The following is a 14,210-nucleotide window of genomic DNA, read 5'->3' on the forward strand; positions in this document are numbered from 1 at the left end:
ACCGGCGCCCCCCGTGACGGGCGCGCCGTGCTCCACCCACGGTGAACACATGGCGGACGAGAAGAAGCAGCGGTGGCTCGAGGGCACCTACGCGAAGGCGGTGAAGAAGGGGCCCGAGCGGCGCCCGCGCTTCGAGACGAGCAGCGGCATCCGCGAGGAGCCGGTGTACGGCGCGGCCGACGTGCGCCCCGGCCTCGACGAGCGGCTGGGCCTGCCCGGCGAGTACCCGTTCACCCGCGGCGTGCAGCCCACCATGTACCGCGGCCGCTTCTGGACCATGCGGCAGTACGCCGGGTTCGGCACCGCCGAGGAGTCGAACAAGCGCTACCGCTACCTGCTCGAGTCCGGCCAGACCGGCCTCTCGGTCGCGTTCGACCTGCCCACGCAGATGGGCCGCGACTCCGACCACCCCCGCGCCCGCGGCGAGGTGGGCAAGGTGGGCGTGGCCATCGACTCGATCCGCGACATGGAGGTGCTGTTCGACCGGATCCCGCTCGGCGAGGTCTCCACCTCGATGACCATCAACGCGACCGCCGGGATGCTGCTCGCGATGTACCAGGCGGTGGGCGAGAAGCAGGGGGCCGCGCCGGCGGTGCTGCAGGGCACCATCCAGAACGACATCCTGAAGGAGTACGCGGCGCGCGGGACGTACATCTACCCGCCGGAGCCGTCGCTGCGGATCATCACCGACATCTTCGCCTACACCGCGAAGGTGATGCCGCGCTGGAACCCCATCTCCATCTCCGGCTACCACATCCGCGAGGCCGGCTCGACCGCGGTGCAGGAGGTGGCCTTCACGCTCGCCGACGGCATCCAGTACGTGGACGCGGCGGTGAAGGCGGGCCTCGACGTGGACGCGTTCGCGGGCCGGCTCTCCTTCTTCTTCAACGCGCACAACGACCTGCTGGAGGAGGTGGCGAAGTTCCGCGCCGCGCGCCGGCTCTGGGCGCGCATCATGAAGGAGCGGTTCAAGGCGAAGGACCCGCGCTCGATGATGCTGCGGTTCCACACCCAGACCGCCGGCTCCATGCTCACCGCGCAGCAGCCGGACAACAACATCGTGCGCGTCACCCTCCAGGCGCTGGCGGCGGTGCTGGGCGGCACGCAGTCGCTGCACACCAACTCGCGCGACGAGGCGCTCGGGCTGCCCACCGAGGACTCGGTGCGCATCGCGCTCCGCACGCAGCAGATCATCGCGAACGAGTCGGGCGTCGCCGACGTCATCGACCCGCTCGGCGGCAGCTGGGCCATCGAGGCCATGACCGACGAGATCGAGGGGCGCGCCCAGGAGTACATCCGGAAGATCGACGAGCTGGGCGGCATGGTCCACGCGATCTCGAAGGGCTACGTGCAGCGCGAGATCCAGGAGGCCGCCTACGCCTGGCAGCGCCAGGTCGAGGCGAAGGACCAGGTGGTCGTCGGCGTGAACGCGTTCAGGTCGGACGATCCGCCGGTGCCGGTGATGAAGGTCGATCCGGCGCTGGAGGCGCAGCAGGTGGAGCGGCTGAAGGCGCTCCGCGCCGCCCGCAGCGCCTCGGCCGCGCGCGGCGCGCTCGACGCGGTGCGGGCCGGCGCCCGCGGGACCGACAACCTCATGCCGCTCATCCTCGCCGCCGTGAAGGCCGAGTGCACGCTCGGGGAGATCTCCGACGCGCTGCGCGAGGTCTACGGCGAGTACCGGGAGACGGTGGTACTCTAGCGCGCGGTGAGCGACGCACCCCCGAAGCCCCCCGGCGAGACGCCTCCCCCGCGGCCCCGGCCGGCGCCCCCGGCCGGCCCGCCGCGCCTGGAGCGCGTGCCGGACGGCTACCGCCCGCCGGCGATGCCGCGCGCGGTCGCCCCGGCCGCCGCGCGGCCGCCGCCCCCGCCGCCGCCCGCGCCGACCTACGGCCTGGCGGCGCGCGAGGTCGGCGCCGACGCGGCCATCGCGGCCGGGCTCGCGCACCAGGGCGCGCTCGCCGCCGACTCCGCGCTGCGCCTGTACGGGCTCGCCGCCGCCACGCGCGCGAGCGGCCGGCTCACGCTCGCCCCCGCGGGCCGCTCCTACGCGCTCGTGTTCCGCCGCGGCGCGGTGGAGCACGCCGCGTCCTCCGACCCCACCGACGATCTCGGTCGCTTCCTGCTGCGCAAGGGCGTGCTCCGGCCCGAGCAGCTCGTGCAGGCCGAGGCGGCCCGCGGCGCCGCCGGCGGCGACCTCGCCGCGGCGCTGGTGGGGGCGCGCCTCGTCCCGCCCGGCGACGTGGCCGCGCTGCTCGCCGAGCACGGGCTCGCGCTGGTGGCCCGGGCGCTCGCGGTCGAGGACGGCACCTGGGCCTGGGAGCCGGGGGTCGCGCCGCCGCCCTCCGGGTTCCCGCTGGGCCCGCCGTTCGCGGCGCTCTGCGCCGCGGTCCGCGCGCTCGAGCTCGCCACGGTGAAGCGCCGGCTCGGCGATCGCGAGGAGCGCGCCGCCTCGCGGATGGCCGGTCGGGTCCGGATCGAGGACCTGCGCCTCACGCCGCAGGAGGCGCGCGCCGCGGCGCTGCTCGACGGTGAGCGGAGCCCGGCCGAGATCGCGGCGGCGAGCCCCGCCGACGCGGCGGCGGTGCTGCGGCTGTCGCTCCTGCTCGGGGAGCTCGACCTGCTCGCCTTCGGCGCCAGGAGAGCCCGCTCGCCCGCCCCCGCGCCCGCGAGCGTGCCCACGCCCACGCCCACCCCCCCGCCCGCGTCGACGCCCGTGTCCCGCGCCGCGACCGCGGTGCCCGCGGCGGCCGCGCCCCGCCCCCCGGCGGCGCCTCATCCGCCGGCGACGGCCGCCGCGGTCGCGCGCCCGCCCTCGGCCCCGGTGCGCCGCGCCACCGCGCTCGAGCCGGCCGCGCTGAAGGCCACGCTCGTCTCGCTGGAGGGGTCCGATCACTTCCAGGTGCTGGGCGTGAAGCGCGACGCGCCCGCCGCGCAGGTGAAGGTCGCCTACTTCCAGCTCGCGAAGCTGTACCACCCCGACGCCATCCCCTCCGACGCACCGGCGGACGTGCGGAAGCTCTGCGCCGACCTGTTCGCGCGGGTGAGCGCCGCCTGGGCCGAGCTCGGCGACGAGGCCCGCCGCGCGCAGTACCTCGAGGAGCTGCGGGGCGGCGGGGCGCCCGAGGTGGACGTGATGGGCATCCTCCAGGCCGAGAACCTGTTCCAGGCCGGGACCCAGCTCGTGAAGGCGCGCCGCTACGACGAGGCGCACGCGAGGTTCCTGGAGGCGCTCCAGCTCAACCCGGAGGAGCCGGAGTTCGGCATCTGGAGGGCCTGGTGCGACTTCCTCCGGGCAGAAGACAAGAAGCGCCAGCAGGCGCAGAGCGCCGCCGCCATCGAGGCGGGCCTCAAGAAGAACCCCCGCTGCGCGCCGGGCTACCTGTTCCTCGGTCAGATGGCGAAGGTGCTCGGCGACCTCGCGCTCGCCGAGCGCCACCTGCGCCGCGGGCTCGCCGCCGCGCCGGACAACGCGGACCTCGCCCGCGAGCTGAAGTACCTCCGCAAGTAGGACCCGACGACCATGCCCGCACCCACGAACCCGAAGAAGCGCGCCCTCATGCCGTCCTCCCCGCTGCGCCGCGCGCTGCGCGCCGCCGGTCACCACCTCTCGCCGGTGGTCCAGGTCGGCAAGGAAGGGCTCACCGAGGCGGTCCTCCGCCAGCTGGACGAGGCGCTCCTCGCGCACGAGCTGGTCAAGATGAAGGTCGGGACCGAGAGCCCCGAGGACCGGCTCGAGATCGCGGACCGGCTGCTCGCGGAGGACGTCCAGGTCGCGCAGGTGCTGGGCCGGACCGTGCTCGCGTACCGCCGCCACCCGGAGCGGCCCCGCTACGAGCCGGCGCCCGCGGGCGCGCGGGCGGAGCGCCCGGAGGCGAAGCGCGCGGCCGCGAAGGGAAGGCGCGCCCCGGCGAAGGAGAAGCGCGCGCCGGCGCGGGGGCAGCGTGCGCCGGCGAGGGAGCGGCGCGCGCCGGCGAGGGGGCAGCGCGCCCCGGCGAAGGGTCAGCGCCCCGCCGGGCGCCGGCCGGCCCCGCGCGCGAAGCGCACCAAGCGCTAGCGGACGATCCGCGCGCCGCGCGGCTAGTGCAGCGCGCCGTCGCGCTCGGGCTGGTACGCCGGCGCGGGCGCGTCGTCCTCGTCCACGCGGCGGCGCAGCGCCTCCAGCTCCTCGGGCTCGGCGATGCCCTTGTCGAGCAGCAGGCTCTCCGCGATCTCCGTCTGCGTGACCGCGTGGCCCACGTCGGCCTCGGCGGCGTCCACGCGCTCGGCGAGGTCCTTCACCCGCGCGGTCAGGCCCGCCAGCTCGCCGACGAGCGCCTGCTCCAGGCGGCGGAACCGGATCCACGATGCGACGGCGAGGAGGAGGGCTGCGGCCGCGAGGAGCGCGAACATGGCGGCGCATGCTACGAGCCCCCGGGGGACGGGACAAGACGCCCGTGCGTGTTACGGCCGCGGTAGCGGGTCGCTGCTTGTCCAGTGGACGAAGGTCGGACATGCTCCCCGGTGGTGCGCCGGGTCAACATGACACGTGCCGTGAAGCGGCTGATCCGCGACCTGGCGCTCCGGGTGCCCGAGCTCGGCCACGTGCGCGCCTCGCGCGTGCTGGTGGTGGCCGGCGAGGCCCGGCGCAGCTCGCGGGCGACCATCCGGCCGGCGCACTTCGGCGCGACGCGCCGCCGCGCCGGAGAGGGCGGGGCGGTGAAGCCCCTGGTGCGCGTGAAGGGCCGGAAGATCCTGTATGTGGTGACGCTGCGGCCGCTGTGGTTCCTGGCCTCCACGCCCGAGGAGCGGATCGGCACGATCGTCCACGAGCTGTACCACGCGTCGAACCGCTTCGACGGCACCCTGCACCGCGGCCGCCGGCACTCGCGCTTCCCGCGCGCCCGGTACAACCGCAAGGTCCGGGCGCTGCTCCGCGCCTATCTGGCGCGCGCGCCCGAGGAGGTGGTCGCGCCGTTTGCCCACCAAGGAGTGGTGCGCGCGCGGATGTGGCTGGAGCGGCCCGGGTCGTTCCGCGACGGCGAGTACTCCGGGCGCCGGCTCTACACCGAGAAGCAGCTCTTCTACGGGCTGGTGCGCATGCGCTCCGGCGCGCGCCGCCGCGGTCCGTCGGCCGCCTAGCCGGGCGCGGGCGTCGTCTCCGGCGCCTCCGCGCCGGGCGCGTGCAGCGTCTCCCCGTGCGCGTCCATGGTCACCACCGCCGGGAAGTCGTCCACCTCGGCCAGCCAGATGGCCTCGGTGACGCCCAGCGCGTCGAGCCGCGCCACGTCCAGCACCCGGGTCACGTGGCGCGCCAGCGACACCGCCAGGCCGCCCGCCGCGTGCAGGTACACCGCGCCGTGCGCGCGGAGCGCCTCGAGCGTGCGCGGGCCCATGCCGCCCTTCCCGAGCACGCCCCGCAGCCCGTAGCGCGCGATCACCTCCGCCTCCCACGGCTCCTGGCGCCCCGACGCGCTCGGCCCGGCCGCCACGAAGCGCCAGCCGCCGCCCGGCGCGCGCGCGACCACCGGGCCGCAGTGGTAGAGGACGGCGCCCTCGGTCCAGCGCCGCACCTGCGGGTCGTCGTGCGTCGCGAGGTAGCGGTGCGCCGCCTCGCGCCCGGTGACGATCCGGCCGCGGAGCAGCACCTCGTCGCCCGCGGCGAGCCCGCGCACGTCCTCCGGCAGGGCCGGCAGCGTGAGCGTCTTCGGCATCCGGGCTCCCTTCACGGTCGGTCCGACGTCCGGGCCGGGGCGGCTTCCATAACGGCCGGCGGCGCGCCAGGCCCTTGCCGTCCGGCGCGGCGGGGCGGTATCTCCAAGCGGGGCATCGCCGCGCCGCACCCCTTCCTTCAACGTGGCGACGCCGGCGGCGCGGGGCGAGGGTGCCCCGTCGCACCGCACGAGAGGGTCGCTTGAGACGCGAGATCCGCCTGCCGCTCACCGCCTCCGGTCGCCTCGATCGGGCGCTCGCCGACGCCCTCGGCCTGGGCCGCGCCGCGGTGAAGCGCGCCTTCGCGCTGGGGGAGGTCCGCGTGCGGGGTCGCCGCGCCCGCGCCTCGGACCCGGCCGCGCCGGGCGCGCTGGTGGAGCTCGACGTGGAGCTGCCCGCCGGGCCCCCCGAGCCCGAGCCGGACGCGCCGCTCTCGGTGCTCCTGGAGCGGCCGCGCTACCTCGTCGTCGAGAAGCCGGCCGGCGTGGCGGTCCACCCGCTCGCGCCCGGCGAGGGCGGCACGCTCGCGAACGCGGTGGCGGCGCGCCATCCCGAATGCGCCGAGGCGTCGCCGGAGCCGCGCGAGGGCGGGGCGGTGCAGCGGCTCGATCTCGAGACGAGCGGCTGCGTCCTGTTCGCGCGGGACCCGGAGGCCTGGGAGGCGCTGCACGCGCAGCTCGGCGCCCACACGGTGGACAAGGTCTACCTGGCGCTGGCGGTGGGGCGGCTGCCCGCCGGCGGCGTCTGCTCCGTCCCGCTCGCGCAGCGCGGCGGCCGGGTGGTGCCGGCGCCCGACGTCGAGGCGGAGGAGCGGCTCCAGGCGCGCGGCCTGCGCCCGCGCCCGGCCGAGACCCACTACGAGCCGGAGCGGCGCTTCGCGGACCACACGCTGCTGCGCGTCCGCATCGTCACCGGGGTGATGCACCAGATCCGCGCCCATCTGGCGCTGCTCGGCCACCCGGTGGCGGGCGACGCGCTGTACGGGGGGGCCGCGGCCGCGCTGCCCGGCCTCGAGCGGCAGTTCCTGCACGCCTGGCGGCTCGCGTTCGACGATCCGGACGGCGCCGGGCGGGTGGCGGTGGAGAGCCCGCTGCCGCCGGAGCTGGAGGCGGTGCTGGCGCGGCTGCCGGCCGCCCGCTGAACGACCGCTCGCGACCCGCCGTCACCGCGGTGCTCGCGGGCTCGGACGAAAACGAAGAGGGCCGGCGCTCGGCCGGCCCTCCCACCAAACCGTACGTCCGGGATCGGCTACTGCTGCTCGCCCGCCGCGCCGCCGCCGAGCGGCGGATCGGTCATCATCCCGATGGTGTTCACGCCCGCCCCGTGGGCGGCGTCGAGCACCTTGACGGCCTGCTCGTAGCGGACGGAGTCCTCGGCGTTGAAGAACATCACCTTCGACGGGCGCCCGTCGTAGGCGACGTGCAGCCGCTGCATCGCGTCGTTGATCGTCATCTCCTGCTTGTTCAGGAGGACGTTGCCGTTGCCGAGCGCGGTGAGGACCGTCTGGTCCGGCGGCACCGAGTCGGGCGGGACCGGCTGCATCTCCGGCTGGTACTCCGGGACGCGGATGAACTTCTGCTTCTCCGCGAGCGGCGTGAGCACCATGAAGATGATCAGGAGCACGAGCACCACGTCGATGAGTGGCGTGACGTTGATGTCGGTGACGGGTCGCTTGGACCCGAGCCCCATCGCCATGGCTACTTCTCCTTGTCCTTGATCTGGGACGCGGCGAGGGAGACGCCCATGATGTGCGTCTTCGAGATCTCGAAGATCATCTCGCGGATGGTCTTGTAGGTCACGTCGCGGTCGCCCTTCACCAGCACCGGCGCGCCCGGCTGCATCTGCATCGCGATGGTGAGCATCTGGGAGAGGTCCGCCTTCTGGACCTCCTCCTTGTCGATCCAGATCTTCCCGTCCTTCGTCACCGACACGAGGATCGGGTCACCGCCCTGCTTCAGCGCGGAGACGTGCTTCGCGTCCGGGAGGACGACCGGCTTGCCGCGCTGGAGCATCGGGGTGATGACCATGAAGATGATGAGGAGCACCAACACGACGTCGACGAGCGGCGTCACGTTGATCTCGCTCTTCACCCCCTTGCCGCCAACGTCCATGGACATCGGTCAGGTCTCCTTCGCGGGCCGCGGGGGGGGGGACTACTTCACCTCGCTGCGGCCTTCCTTCATGAAGAAGTCCATCAGCTCGGTGGCCGAGTCGGTGATGTCCACCTGCATGTCCTCGACGCGGTTGGTGAGGTAGTTGAACATCATCACCGCGGGGATGGCGACGAGGAGGCCGAACGCGGTCGTCACGAGCGCCTCGGCGATGCCGGCCGACACCGAGCCGAGACCGCCGGAGCCGGTGGCGGCCATCGCCTGGAAGGCCGTGATGATGCCGGCCACGGTGCCGAGGAGGCCGACGAACGGGGCGGTCGAGCCGACGGTGGCGAGCGCGCCCAGGCCGCGGCGCAGGTCGTTCACGGTGCGGAGCGAGCTGCGCTCCACCGCGCGGTTCACCGCGGCGATCACGTCGAAGTTGCCGACGTCGCGCGGGCCGTGGGTCTTCAGCGCCTCGACGCCGTGGCTGTACTCCTCGATGGCGAGACCGAGCACCTTGGGCAGGTGGCCGCGCTTCAGCTTGCGGGAGAGCTCGACCGCCTCGCCGAACTTCGCGGCCGGGAGCAGGTCGCGCAGCGCGGCGGCGAACTGCCGCGAGGCCTTCTGCGCGCGGGCGAAGGTGACGAGGCGCTCGGCCATCACGCCGAGCGAGTAGATGCTCATCACCGCCAGGACGCCCGCGATGAACTTCGCGAACGGGCCCATCGTCTTCCACATGTGCAGGAGGTCGAACGAGACCTCGGGGGTGGCCTGGGCCGCGGCCAGCTGCTGGAGCGTCTGGATCACCTGAAGCGACATGAAACTCTCCTTGGAGGCAGAATGACTTGGGACGGAAGAGGCGTGCTGCGGATCAGCCGGCGGTGAACCGGAGCGGGAGGATGACCCAGATGGCGGTGGGGCGGCCCTGCGCGTCGGCGCCGGGGACCCACTTGCAGGTCTGCACCGCGTTCCAGATGGCGTCGGCGATCCGCTTGTCGGGGACGTTCGTCATCGCCTCGAAGCGGGAGGGCGCGCCGTCCCGGCCGATCGCGAACTTCACGGTGATCGGGCCGGAGATGTAGCCCAGCAGCTCGCGGGGGAGGCGGACCGACTGCTGGACGCAGTTCGGCTGCGCCATCTGCGGCTTCTTGTAGCCCGCGGTCGCGTAGGCCGGCGCGTCCTCGATCTGGTTCTGCTGCGGGGCGGCGCCCACGACGCCGCCGACCACGCCCTCGCCCGCCGCGGCGTCGCCGTAGTCGTACTCCGGCTCGGGCGGCTCGTTCGGATCGGGCGGCTTCATCTCCGCCTGCACGTCCTTCGGCTGCAGGAGCGCGGTGGGCGGGGGCGGCTTGGGGAGATCGGTCCGCGGCTTCTCGTCCGGCGGCCGCTTCCGCGCGGCCGGCGGCGGAGGCGCCGGCGGCGGCGGCGGAGGCGGCGGGACCGCCTTGACGAACTTCACGTCCACGACCGGCTCGTCGATGACCTTCGCCTTGATGGCGGCCGACGCCGTGATGATCGCGAACACGAGAAGGACTTGGAAGAGGGTCGACCCGAAGACGTAGCCGGCCCGCTTCGCAGCGTTCTTCCCGCCCTCTTGCTTGGTGACCTCGTCGAACACGTTCCGCTCGCTGGTATTGACGGGAGAATCGGCTGGGAAAAGAAGCACCGCTACGTAGTCGTCCTCCAAGCCCTTGTCAATGCTTGTCCATCGCCGCCTCGCGAGGGGGGATGGCGGTGGCCGCCGGGCGACGCGGTAGATCTAAAGGATGGGGTTCGACGGTCGGTACGAGATTGCGCCGCACGGATCCCAATCCTGCCCGCTTCCGCGCCACCCGGTTGCGTCTTTCCGAGGCAACGCGCGAATTGACGCAGGTCGTCGCGATATCGCTCCCCGCGAAGTCGATCCCCCGTCCCCGGCCTGCGAAAAGTCCCGTGTCCGTGGGGTGTTGCGCCCCCGTCGGGGCGCGCACGACACGGCCTTATAACAGCCGCCGCTTGCTTGACATTCCTCACAGCGGAAGCCTAGAACCATCAACCAATTGACCCGTCGGTCGGTCATCCGAGCGGAGTCCCTCCGCACGGAGGTCAGGACCGTCAGGTGCGGCTGAGTGCTCTCTCCCTGGAGGAAGTCATGAGGAAGAAGTTGCTGCGCCTCCTGCGGATCGCGCCGCTCGCGCTGTTGTTCGCGGGAGTCGCGTTCGCCCAAACGACCGGCACGATCATCGGTGTGGTGACCGATGCGTCGACCGGTAAGCCCGTCGCAGGTGCCGTCATCGTCGCGCGGAGCCCGAATCTCCAGGGTGAGCAGACGGCGGTCACCGACGCGAACGGCAACTACCGCATCACCCTGCTTCCCCCTGGCGCGTACTCCCTGGCGGTCCAGCTCGAGGGCTTCAAGCCCGCCGAGCGCGCGGACATCACGATGCGCACGGACAAGACGATCCGCGCGAACATCGCGGTCGTCCCCGAGGCCGTGCAGATGGAGGAGCAGGTCGTCCGGACGGGCGCCGCTCCCGTGGTGAACATCGGCGCCGCCGAGAGCGGCGCGGTGGTCTCCCGCGAGTTCATGGCGAACATCCCGGTCGGCCGCTCGGTCGAGAACGTGGCCACGGTGGTCCCGACGGCGCAGACCGACAGCTACGGCGTCAGCTTCGCCGGCGCCCAGTCCCCCGAGAACTCCTACATCGTGGACGGTCTCAACGTGACCGACCCGGTGTACGGCACGTTCGCCGGCAACCCGAACTCGCAGACGCTCACGCCGACCCTGCAGAACAACTTCGTGCAGGAGATCGACGTCAAGACCGGCGGCTTCCAGCCCGAGTACGGCCGCACCACCGGCGGCGTGCTGAACGTCGTCACCCGCAGCGGCTCGAACGAGTACCACGGGTCGGTGTTCACCGACTTCACCCCCCGCATGCTCATCGACCCGACCGGCAAGACCGCCGGCACCAACGGTGAGGCGATCGGCTGGCGCCGCAAGCCGGACGAGGGCGCCTACGACCTCGACTTCGGCTTCGAGGTCGGCGGCCCGATCATGAAGGACAAGCTGTGGTTCTACGCCGGCTTCGCGCCGATCGTGACCCGCACCTACACCGAGCGCTTCCTGCAGCTGAACCGGATGGAGCAGGATCCCACGTCGCACGCGTGGAGCCCGGCCCTCAACGAGTCCACCGGCCTCATCGAGCAGGACCGGGTGCCGGGGACGGAGCAGGTCTACCGCTCCGGCCGCACCACCTACCAGTACGTCGGCAAGCTGACCTACCTGCTCGACGAGAACAACAACCTGACGCTGTCCGCGGTCGGCATGCCGACCAGCGCGACCAGCATCTCGATGGCCGGTGGCCCCAGCCGCCGCACCTTCGACGAGACCGGCAACACGTTCGACGGCAGCCTGCGCTACGCCGGCAAGTTCCTCGACAAGCGGCTCATCGTCGAGGCGCAGGCGGGCTGGCACTACAACAAGAGCGCCCCGAAGGACAAGACGCAGGCCGGCGTCGATCAGCTCAACACGCCGACCCTGCAGTTCCGCTTCCGGACGCCGGTCACGAACTTCGAGGCGCTGCCCGAGTGCGTCGGCCGTGCGCCGTCGACCGATCCCACGACGCCCCTCGATCAGGGCTACTCCGCGACCGACGTCTGCGGCGTCAACCTCTACAACACGGGCGGCCTCGGCTACCTGAGCGACGCCGTCTCCAACCGCCTCGCCACCCGCGTGAGCGCGTCCTACCTGTCCGAGCTCCTCGGCTCGCACAACACCAAGGTCGGCGTGGACTTCGAGCGGTCCACGTTCGCGCAGGACAAGCGCTACGCCGGCGGGTACTACTACGCCACCACCGGCAACGGCCTCATCTACGCGCGCCGCGGCTACGGCTACGTCTCCACCGCCAACGGCCGCATCCCTGCCACGACCCCGGGCACGAACGTGATCCCGTCCGAGGTGAACTTCGCCACCCGGATCCAGAACACCGCCGGCACGAACAGCACGTCCGTCTACGCGCAGGACAGCTGGCAGCTGCCGCAGAACGTGACCCTGAACTACGGCATCCGCTGGGAGGGGCAGTCGCTGAACAACGTCAGCAACCCCGAGTCCAACGGCTTCACGATCAACAACAGCTGGGCGCCCCGCGTCCAGGCGATCTGGGACTTCACCGGCAGCGGCCGCGGCAAGGTGGCCGGTAGCTGGGGCCGGTTCTTCTACGCCATGCCCCTCGATCTCGGCGACCGCACCTTCGGTGCGGAGCGCTCGCTGATCTTCTACATGCCCACCAGCGCGATCGGCACCGCGCCCGGCTGCGCGATCCCCGGCGGCGCGTCCGAGGCCGGCATGGCCGACCCGACGAACCAGTCGCTCGTGACGTACGACACGCGGCAGCTGAACCCGTCCAACTGCGGCGTGACGAACTCGGGCGGCGGCACCGGTCCGGACCGGAGCTATCTGTTCCGCACCTCCGGCACCTCGGCCTCGCCGGTGTCCCCGGACATCTCCCAGGCGTACGTGGATCAGTTCGGCGGCCAGATCGAGTACGAGGTGCTGTCCGACCTGTCCGTCGGCCTCGAGTACGCCGGCCGCCGCCAGGGCGACATCATCGAGGACATGTCGCCGAACGACGGTGAGGGCTACTACATCGGCAACCCGACCAAGGGCGGCGAGTTCGTGGGCTCCGACGGCGTGACGTACAACCCGTCGGCTCCGACCGCGACCGACACGGCCACCGGCCGGCTCATGGTCATCCCGTTCCCGAAGCCGGAGCGCAGCTACGACGGCGTCACGCTGTCCGTCCGCAAGAACTTCTCGCGCGGGTGGCAGGCGTCGGCGTCTTACACGTACTCGGTGCTCCGCGGCAACTACGCGGGTCCGTACCGCCCCGAGGACGACCAGCTCGACCCGGGCATCACGTCCCAGTACGACATCCCGTCGATCATGACGAACCAGAAGGGCTACCTGTACGGAGACCGTCCGCACCAGGTGAAGCTCTTCGGGTCGTACACCTGGGCCGCCTCGCCGCGCTTCAGCCTCACCGGCGGCGCCGCGTACACGGGCCAGTCCGGCAATCCGATCAGCGCGCTGGCCGGCTACAACGACATCTACGACGTCTCCCAGACGTTCGTGGTGCCCCGCGGCATGGCGGGCCGGTCGCCCTGGACCAACAAGGTGGACCTCCGCGGCGCGCTCGAGTACGTCATCAAGCCGCCGTACGCGCTGAAGTTCACGGTGGACGTGTTCAACGTGCTCAACAGCGAGGAGACCATCCTCATCGACCAGGACTACACGTACGACATGACGCAGCCGATCAGCGGCGCGAAGTGCTCGAGCCAGTCCGCGGTCGGCAAGGCCAACCCGGTGCAGGCGCTCCAGTCGGCCTGCCCCGACCTCAAGTACCTCAAGACGATCGACGGCCGGAACGTGACCGTCAATCCGAACTGGGGTCGCCCGGCCTCCGGCACGGCGTCCTTCATGGCGCCGCTGTCGCTGCGCCTCGGCCTGTCGCTCAGCTTCTAGCGTGAGCCAAGGAGAGACCAACATGAAGACGCTGACCAAGCTCGCGTTGACGCTGATCGCGGTCGCCGGCCTGCAGGCCTGCGATCCGTACGAGGACGAGAACAAGGGGACGCCCTCCGTCACGAACGTCATCGCCACCGACGGTGGCGCGGCGTTCGAGGGCACGAACACGGGCACGAGCTGGACGGTCGCAACCACGTCCGGCACCGTGGTGTTCGTGAAGGCGAACCCGGGCAAGCTGCTCGACGGCGCCTCGATCCAGGTGACGCCCGAGGACTGCACGCCGGCAGGCGGCTGGCTGTCCGTCAACGGCGCCGGCCCGGGCAACTGGATGTCCTGCTACTACCCGCAGTCCCCGGCGTCGTTCGAGGGCGCCTCGGTCGTGCTGTACCCCGGCCCCTCGATCTCGGCAACGGAGTCGTGGTTCAACCTGACGGAGCTCGCCGCGGGCATCTTCAACCTGAAGGGGACGGTCTCGGACAAGCAGGGGCACCCGCTCGACATCGACGTGAACGTGCTCGTGAACGACTTCGCGGCTGCGCAGTCCGACACCGCGGGCACCGAGATCACGGTCGACTTCAGCGACGCGGGCGACAACATGACCGACGTGCAGCTCTGGGAGGCGCCGGACAACAGCGGCGCGCCCGGCAACTGGACGGCGGTCGCCACGACGTCGCCGTACGTCAAGACCGGCGTCACGGTGGGCGCCACCTGGTGGTACAAGGTGAGCGCCGACACGAACGGCTTCCCCACCACGGCCGCCAGCTTCGAGACCGAGCCGGTGAGCGTCACCACCGAGCCGCCCGCTCCGTAGCCTCGTCGAAAGCCTGAAGCACCCGGGGAGCCGGCATCCGTGCCGGCTCCCCTTTTTCGTGCCCGCGCTGCGGCCTTCCGGCGACGGCCCCGCGCCACCACGGCCCCGCGCGCAC

General features: G+C 72.4%; 13 protein-coding genes. 7 read left to right on the forward strand and 6 right to left on the reverse strand.

From position 1 onward, the window contains the following. Window positions 1-49: 49 nt before the first annotated feature. Genes A2CP1_RS01395 through A2CP1_RS01405 form a run of 3 tightly spaced genes read left to right on the forward strand, consistent with a single transcriptional unit; the run spans window position 50 to window position 4,054 of the window. Entirely contained in the window at window positions 50-1,699 is a 1,650-nt protein-coding gene (locus A2CP1_RS01395) for an acyl-CoA mutase large subunit family protein (RefSeq protein WP_012631700.1), read from the forward strand. 6 nt (window positions 1,700-1,705) lie between these two features. Continuing rightward, window positions 1,706-3,508 (forward strand): J domain-containing protein, encoded by a 1,803-nt coding sequence (locus A2CP1_RS01400; protein ID WP_012631701.1) that lies wholly within the window; start codon window positions 1,706-1,708, stop codon window positions 3,506-3,508. 12 nt (window positions 3,509-3,520) lie between these two features. Continuing rightward, entirely contained in the window at window positions 3,521-4,054 is a 534-nt protein-coding gene (locus tag A2CP1_RS01405) for a YhbY family RNA-binding protein (RefSeq protein WP_012631702.1), read from the forward strand. A gap of 23 nt (window positions 4,055-4,077) precedes the next feature. Here A2CP1_RS01405 and A2CP1_RS01410 read toward each other — a convergent pair whose 3' ends face one another. After that, window positions 4,078-4,389 (reverse strand): hypothetical protein, encoded by a 312-nt coding sequence (locus A2CP1_RS01410; RefSeq protein WP_012524350.1) that lies wholly within the window; start codon window positions 4,387-4,389, stop codon window positions 4,078-4,080. A gap of 129 nt (window positions 4,390-4,518) precedes the next feature. Between A2CP1_RS01410 and A2CP1_RS01415 the strand changes: the two genes are divergently transcribed. Continuing rightward, entirely contained in the window at window positions 4,519-5,118 is a 600-nt protein-coding gene (locus tag A2CP1_RS01415; RefSeq protein WP_012631703.1) for a hypothetical protein, read from the forward strand. Here the strand turns inward: A2CP1_RS01415 and A2CP1_RS01420 are convergent. Then, complete coding sequence (locus A2CP1_RS01420) at window positions 5,115-5,690, reverse strand: fumarate hydratase C-terminal domain-containing protein (RefSeq protein ID WP_012631704.1); 576 nt, start codon at window positions 5,688-5,690, stop codon at window positions 5,115-5,117. The genes A2CP1_RS01415 and A2CP1_RS01420 overlap by 4 nt on opposite strands. A gap of 200 nt (window positions 5,691-5,890) precedes the next feature. On the opposite strand from A2CP1_RS01420, the gene A2CP1_RS01425 reads away from it, so the two are divergent. Continuing rightward, on the forward strand, window positions 5,891-6,829 hold the full coding sequence (locus A2CP1_RS01425; protein WP_012631705.1) for an RluA family pseudouridine synthase: 939 nt from the start codon (window positions 5,891-5,893) through the stop codon (window positions 6,827-6,829). A 107-nt stretch (window positions 6,830-6,936) separates the two neighbouring features. Here A2CP1_RS01425 and A2CP1_RS01430 read toward each other — a convergent pair whose 3' ends face one another. From A2CP1_RS01430 to A2CP1_RS01445, 4 genes are read right to left on the reverse strand one after another with little or no spacing between them, the layout of a single operon-like run. Further along, window positions 6,937-7,383 carry an ExbD/TolR family protein gene (locus A2CP1_RS01430; protein WP_012631706.1) on the reverse strand — a complete coding sequence of 149 codons (447 nt, stop codon included), beginning with the start codon at window positions 7,381-7,383 and terminating at the stop codon, window positions 6,937-6,939. 2 nt (window positions 7,384-7,385) lie between these two features. Then, window positions 7,386-7,805, reverse strand: a complete 420-nt coding sequence (locus tag A2CP1_RS01435; RefSeq protein WP_012524355.1) for an ExbD/TolR family protein — start codon at window positions 7,803-7,805, stop codon at window positions 7,386-7,388. 36 nt (window positions 7,806-7,841) lie between these two features. Next, the gene (locus tag A2CP1_RS01440) at window positions 7,842-8,600 is read right to left on the reverse strand and encodes a MotA/TolQ/ExbB proton channel family protein (RefSeq protein WP_012524356.1); all 759 of its coding nucleotides are present in this window, start codon (window positions 8,598-8,600) and stop codon (window positions 7,842-7,844) included. 52 nt (window positions 8,601-8,652) lie between these two features. Next, the gene (locus A2CP1_RS01445; RefSeq protein ID WP_012631707.1) at window positions 8,653-9,399 is read right to left on the reverse strand and encodes an energy transducer TonB; all 747 of its coding nucleotides are present in this window, start codon (window positions 9,397-9,399) and stop codon (window positions 8,653-8,655) included. Window positions 9,400-9,912: 513 nt separating this feature from the next. On the opposite strand from A2CP1_RS01445, the gene A2CP1_RS01450 reads away from it, so the two are divergent. After that, window positions 9,913-13,281 (forward strand): TonB-dependent receptor, encoded by a 3,369-nt coding sequence (locus A2CP1_RS01450; RefSeq protein ID WP_012631708.1) that lies wholly within the window; start codon window positions 9,913-9,915, stop codon window positions 13,279-13,281. Between the two features lie 22 nt (window positions 13,282-13,303). After that, entirely contained in the window at window positions 13,304-14,095 is a 792-nt protein-coding gene (locus A2CP1_RS01455) for a hypothetical protein (RefSeq protein ID WP_012631709.1), read from the forward strand. Window positions 14,096-14,210 lie beyond the last annotated feature (115 nt).

This window comes from Anaeromyxobacter dehalogenans 2CP-1 (genome assembly GCF_000022145.1).
GTDB lineage: Bacteria > Myxococcota > Myxococcia > Myxococcales > Anaeromyxobacteraceae > Anaeromyxobacter > Anaeromyxobacter dehalogenans.

What these genes read in the sequence shown, in the direction of transcription:
- A2CP1_RS01395 (WP_012631700.1), top strand. Translation starts at nt 50, where the DNA reads ATGGCGGACGAGAAGAAGCAGCGGTGGCTCGAGGGCACCTACGCGAAG.
- A2CP1_RS01405 (WP_012631702.1), top strand. Translation starts at nt 3,521, where the DNA reads ATGCCCGCACCCACGAACCCGAAGAAGCGCGCCCTCATGCCGTCCTCC.
- A2CP1_RS01410 (WP_012524350.1), bottom strand. Translation starts at nt 4,389, where the DNA reads ATGTTCGCGCTCCTCGCGGCCGCAGCCCTCCTCCTCGCCGTCGCATCG.
- A2CP1_RS01415 (WP_012631703.1), top strand. Translation starts at nt 4,519, where the DNA reads ATGACACGTGCCGTGAAGCGGCTGATCCGCGACCTGGCGCTCCGGGTG.
- A2CP1_RS01420 (WP_012631704.1), bottom strand. Translation starts at nt 5,690, where the DNA reads ATGCCGAAGACGCTCACGCTGCCGGCCCTGCCGGAGGACGTGCGCGGG.
- A2CP1_RS01430 (WP_012631706.1), bottom strand. Translation starts at nt 7,383, where the DNA reads ATGGCGATGGGGCTCGGGTCCAAGCGACCCGTCACCGACATCAACGTC.
- A2CP1_RS01435 (WP_012524355.1), bottom strand. Translation starts at nt 7,805, where the DNA reads ATGTCCATGGACGTTGGCGGCAAGGGGGTGAAGAGCGAGATCAACGTG.
- A2CP1_RS01440 (WP_012524356.1), bottom strand. Translation starts at nt 8,600, where the DNA reads ATGTCGCTTCAGGTGATCCAGACGCTCCAGCAGCTGGCCGCGGCCCAG.
- A2CP1_RS01450 (WP_012631708.1), top strand. Translation starts at nt 9,913, where the DNA reads ATGAGGAAGAAGTTGCTGCGCCTCCTGCGGATCGCGCCGCTCGCGCTG.
- A2CP1_RS01455 (WP_012631709.1), top strand. Translation starts at nt 13,304, where the DNA reads ATGAAGACGCTGACCAAGCTCGCGTTGACGCTGATCGCGGTCGCCGGC.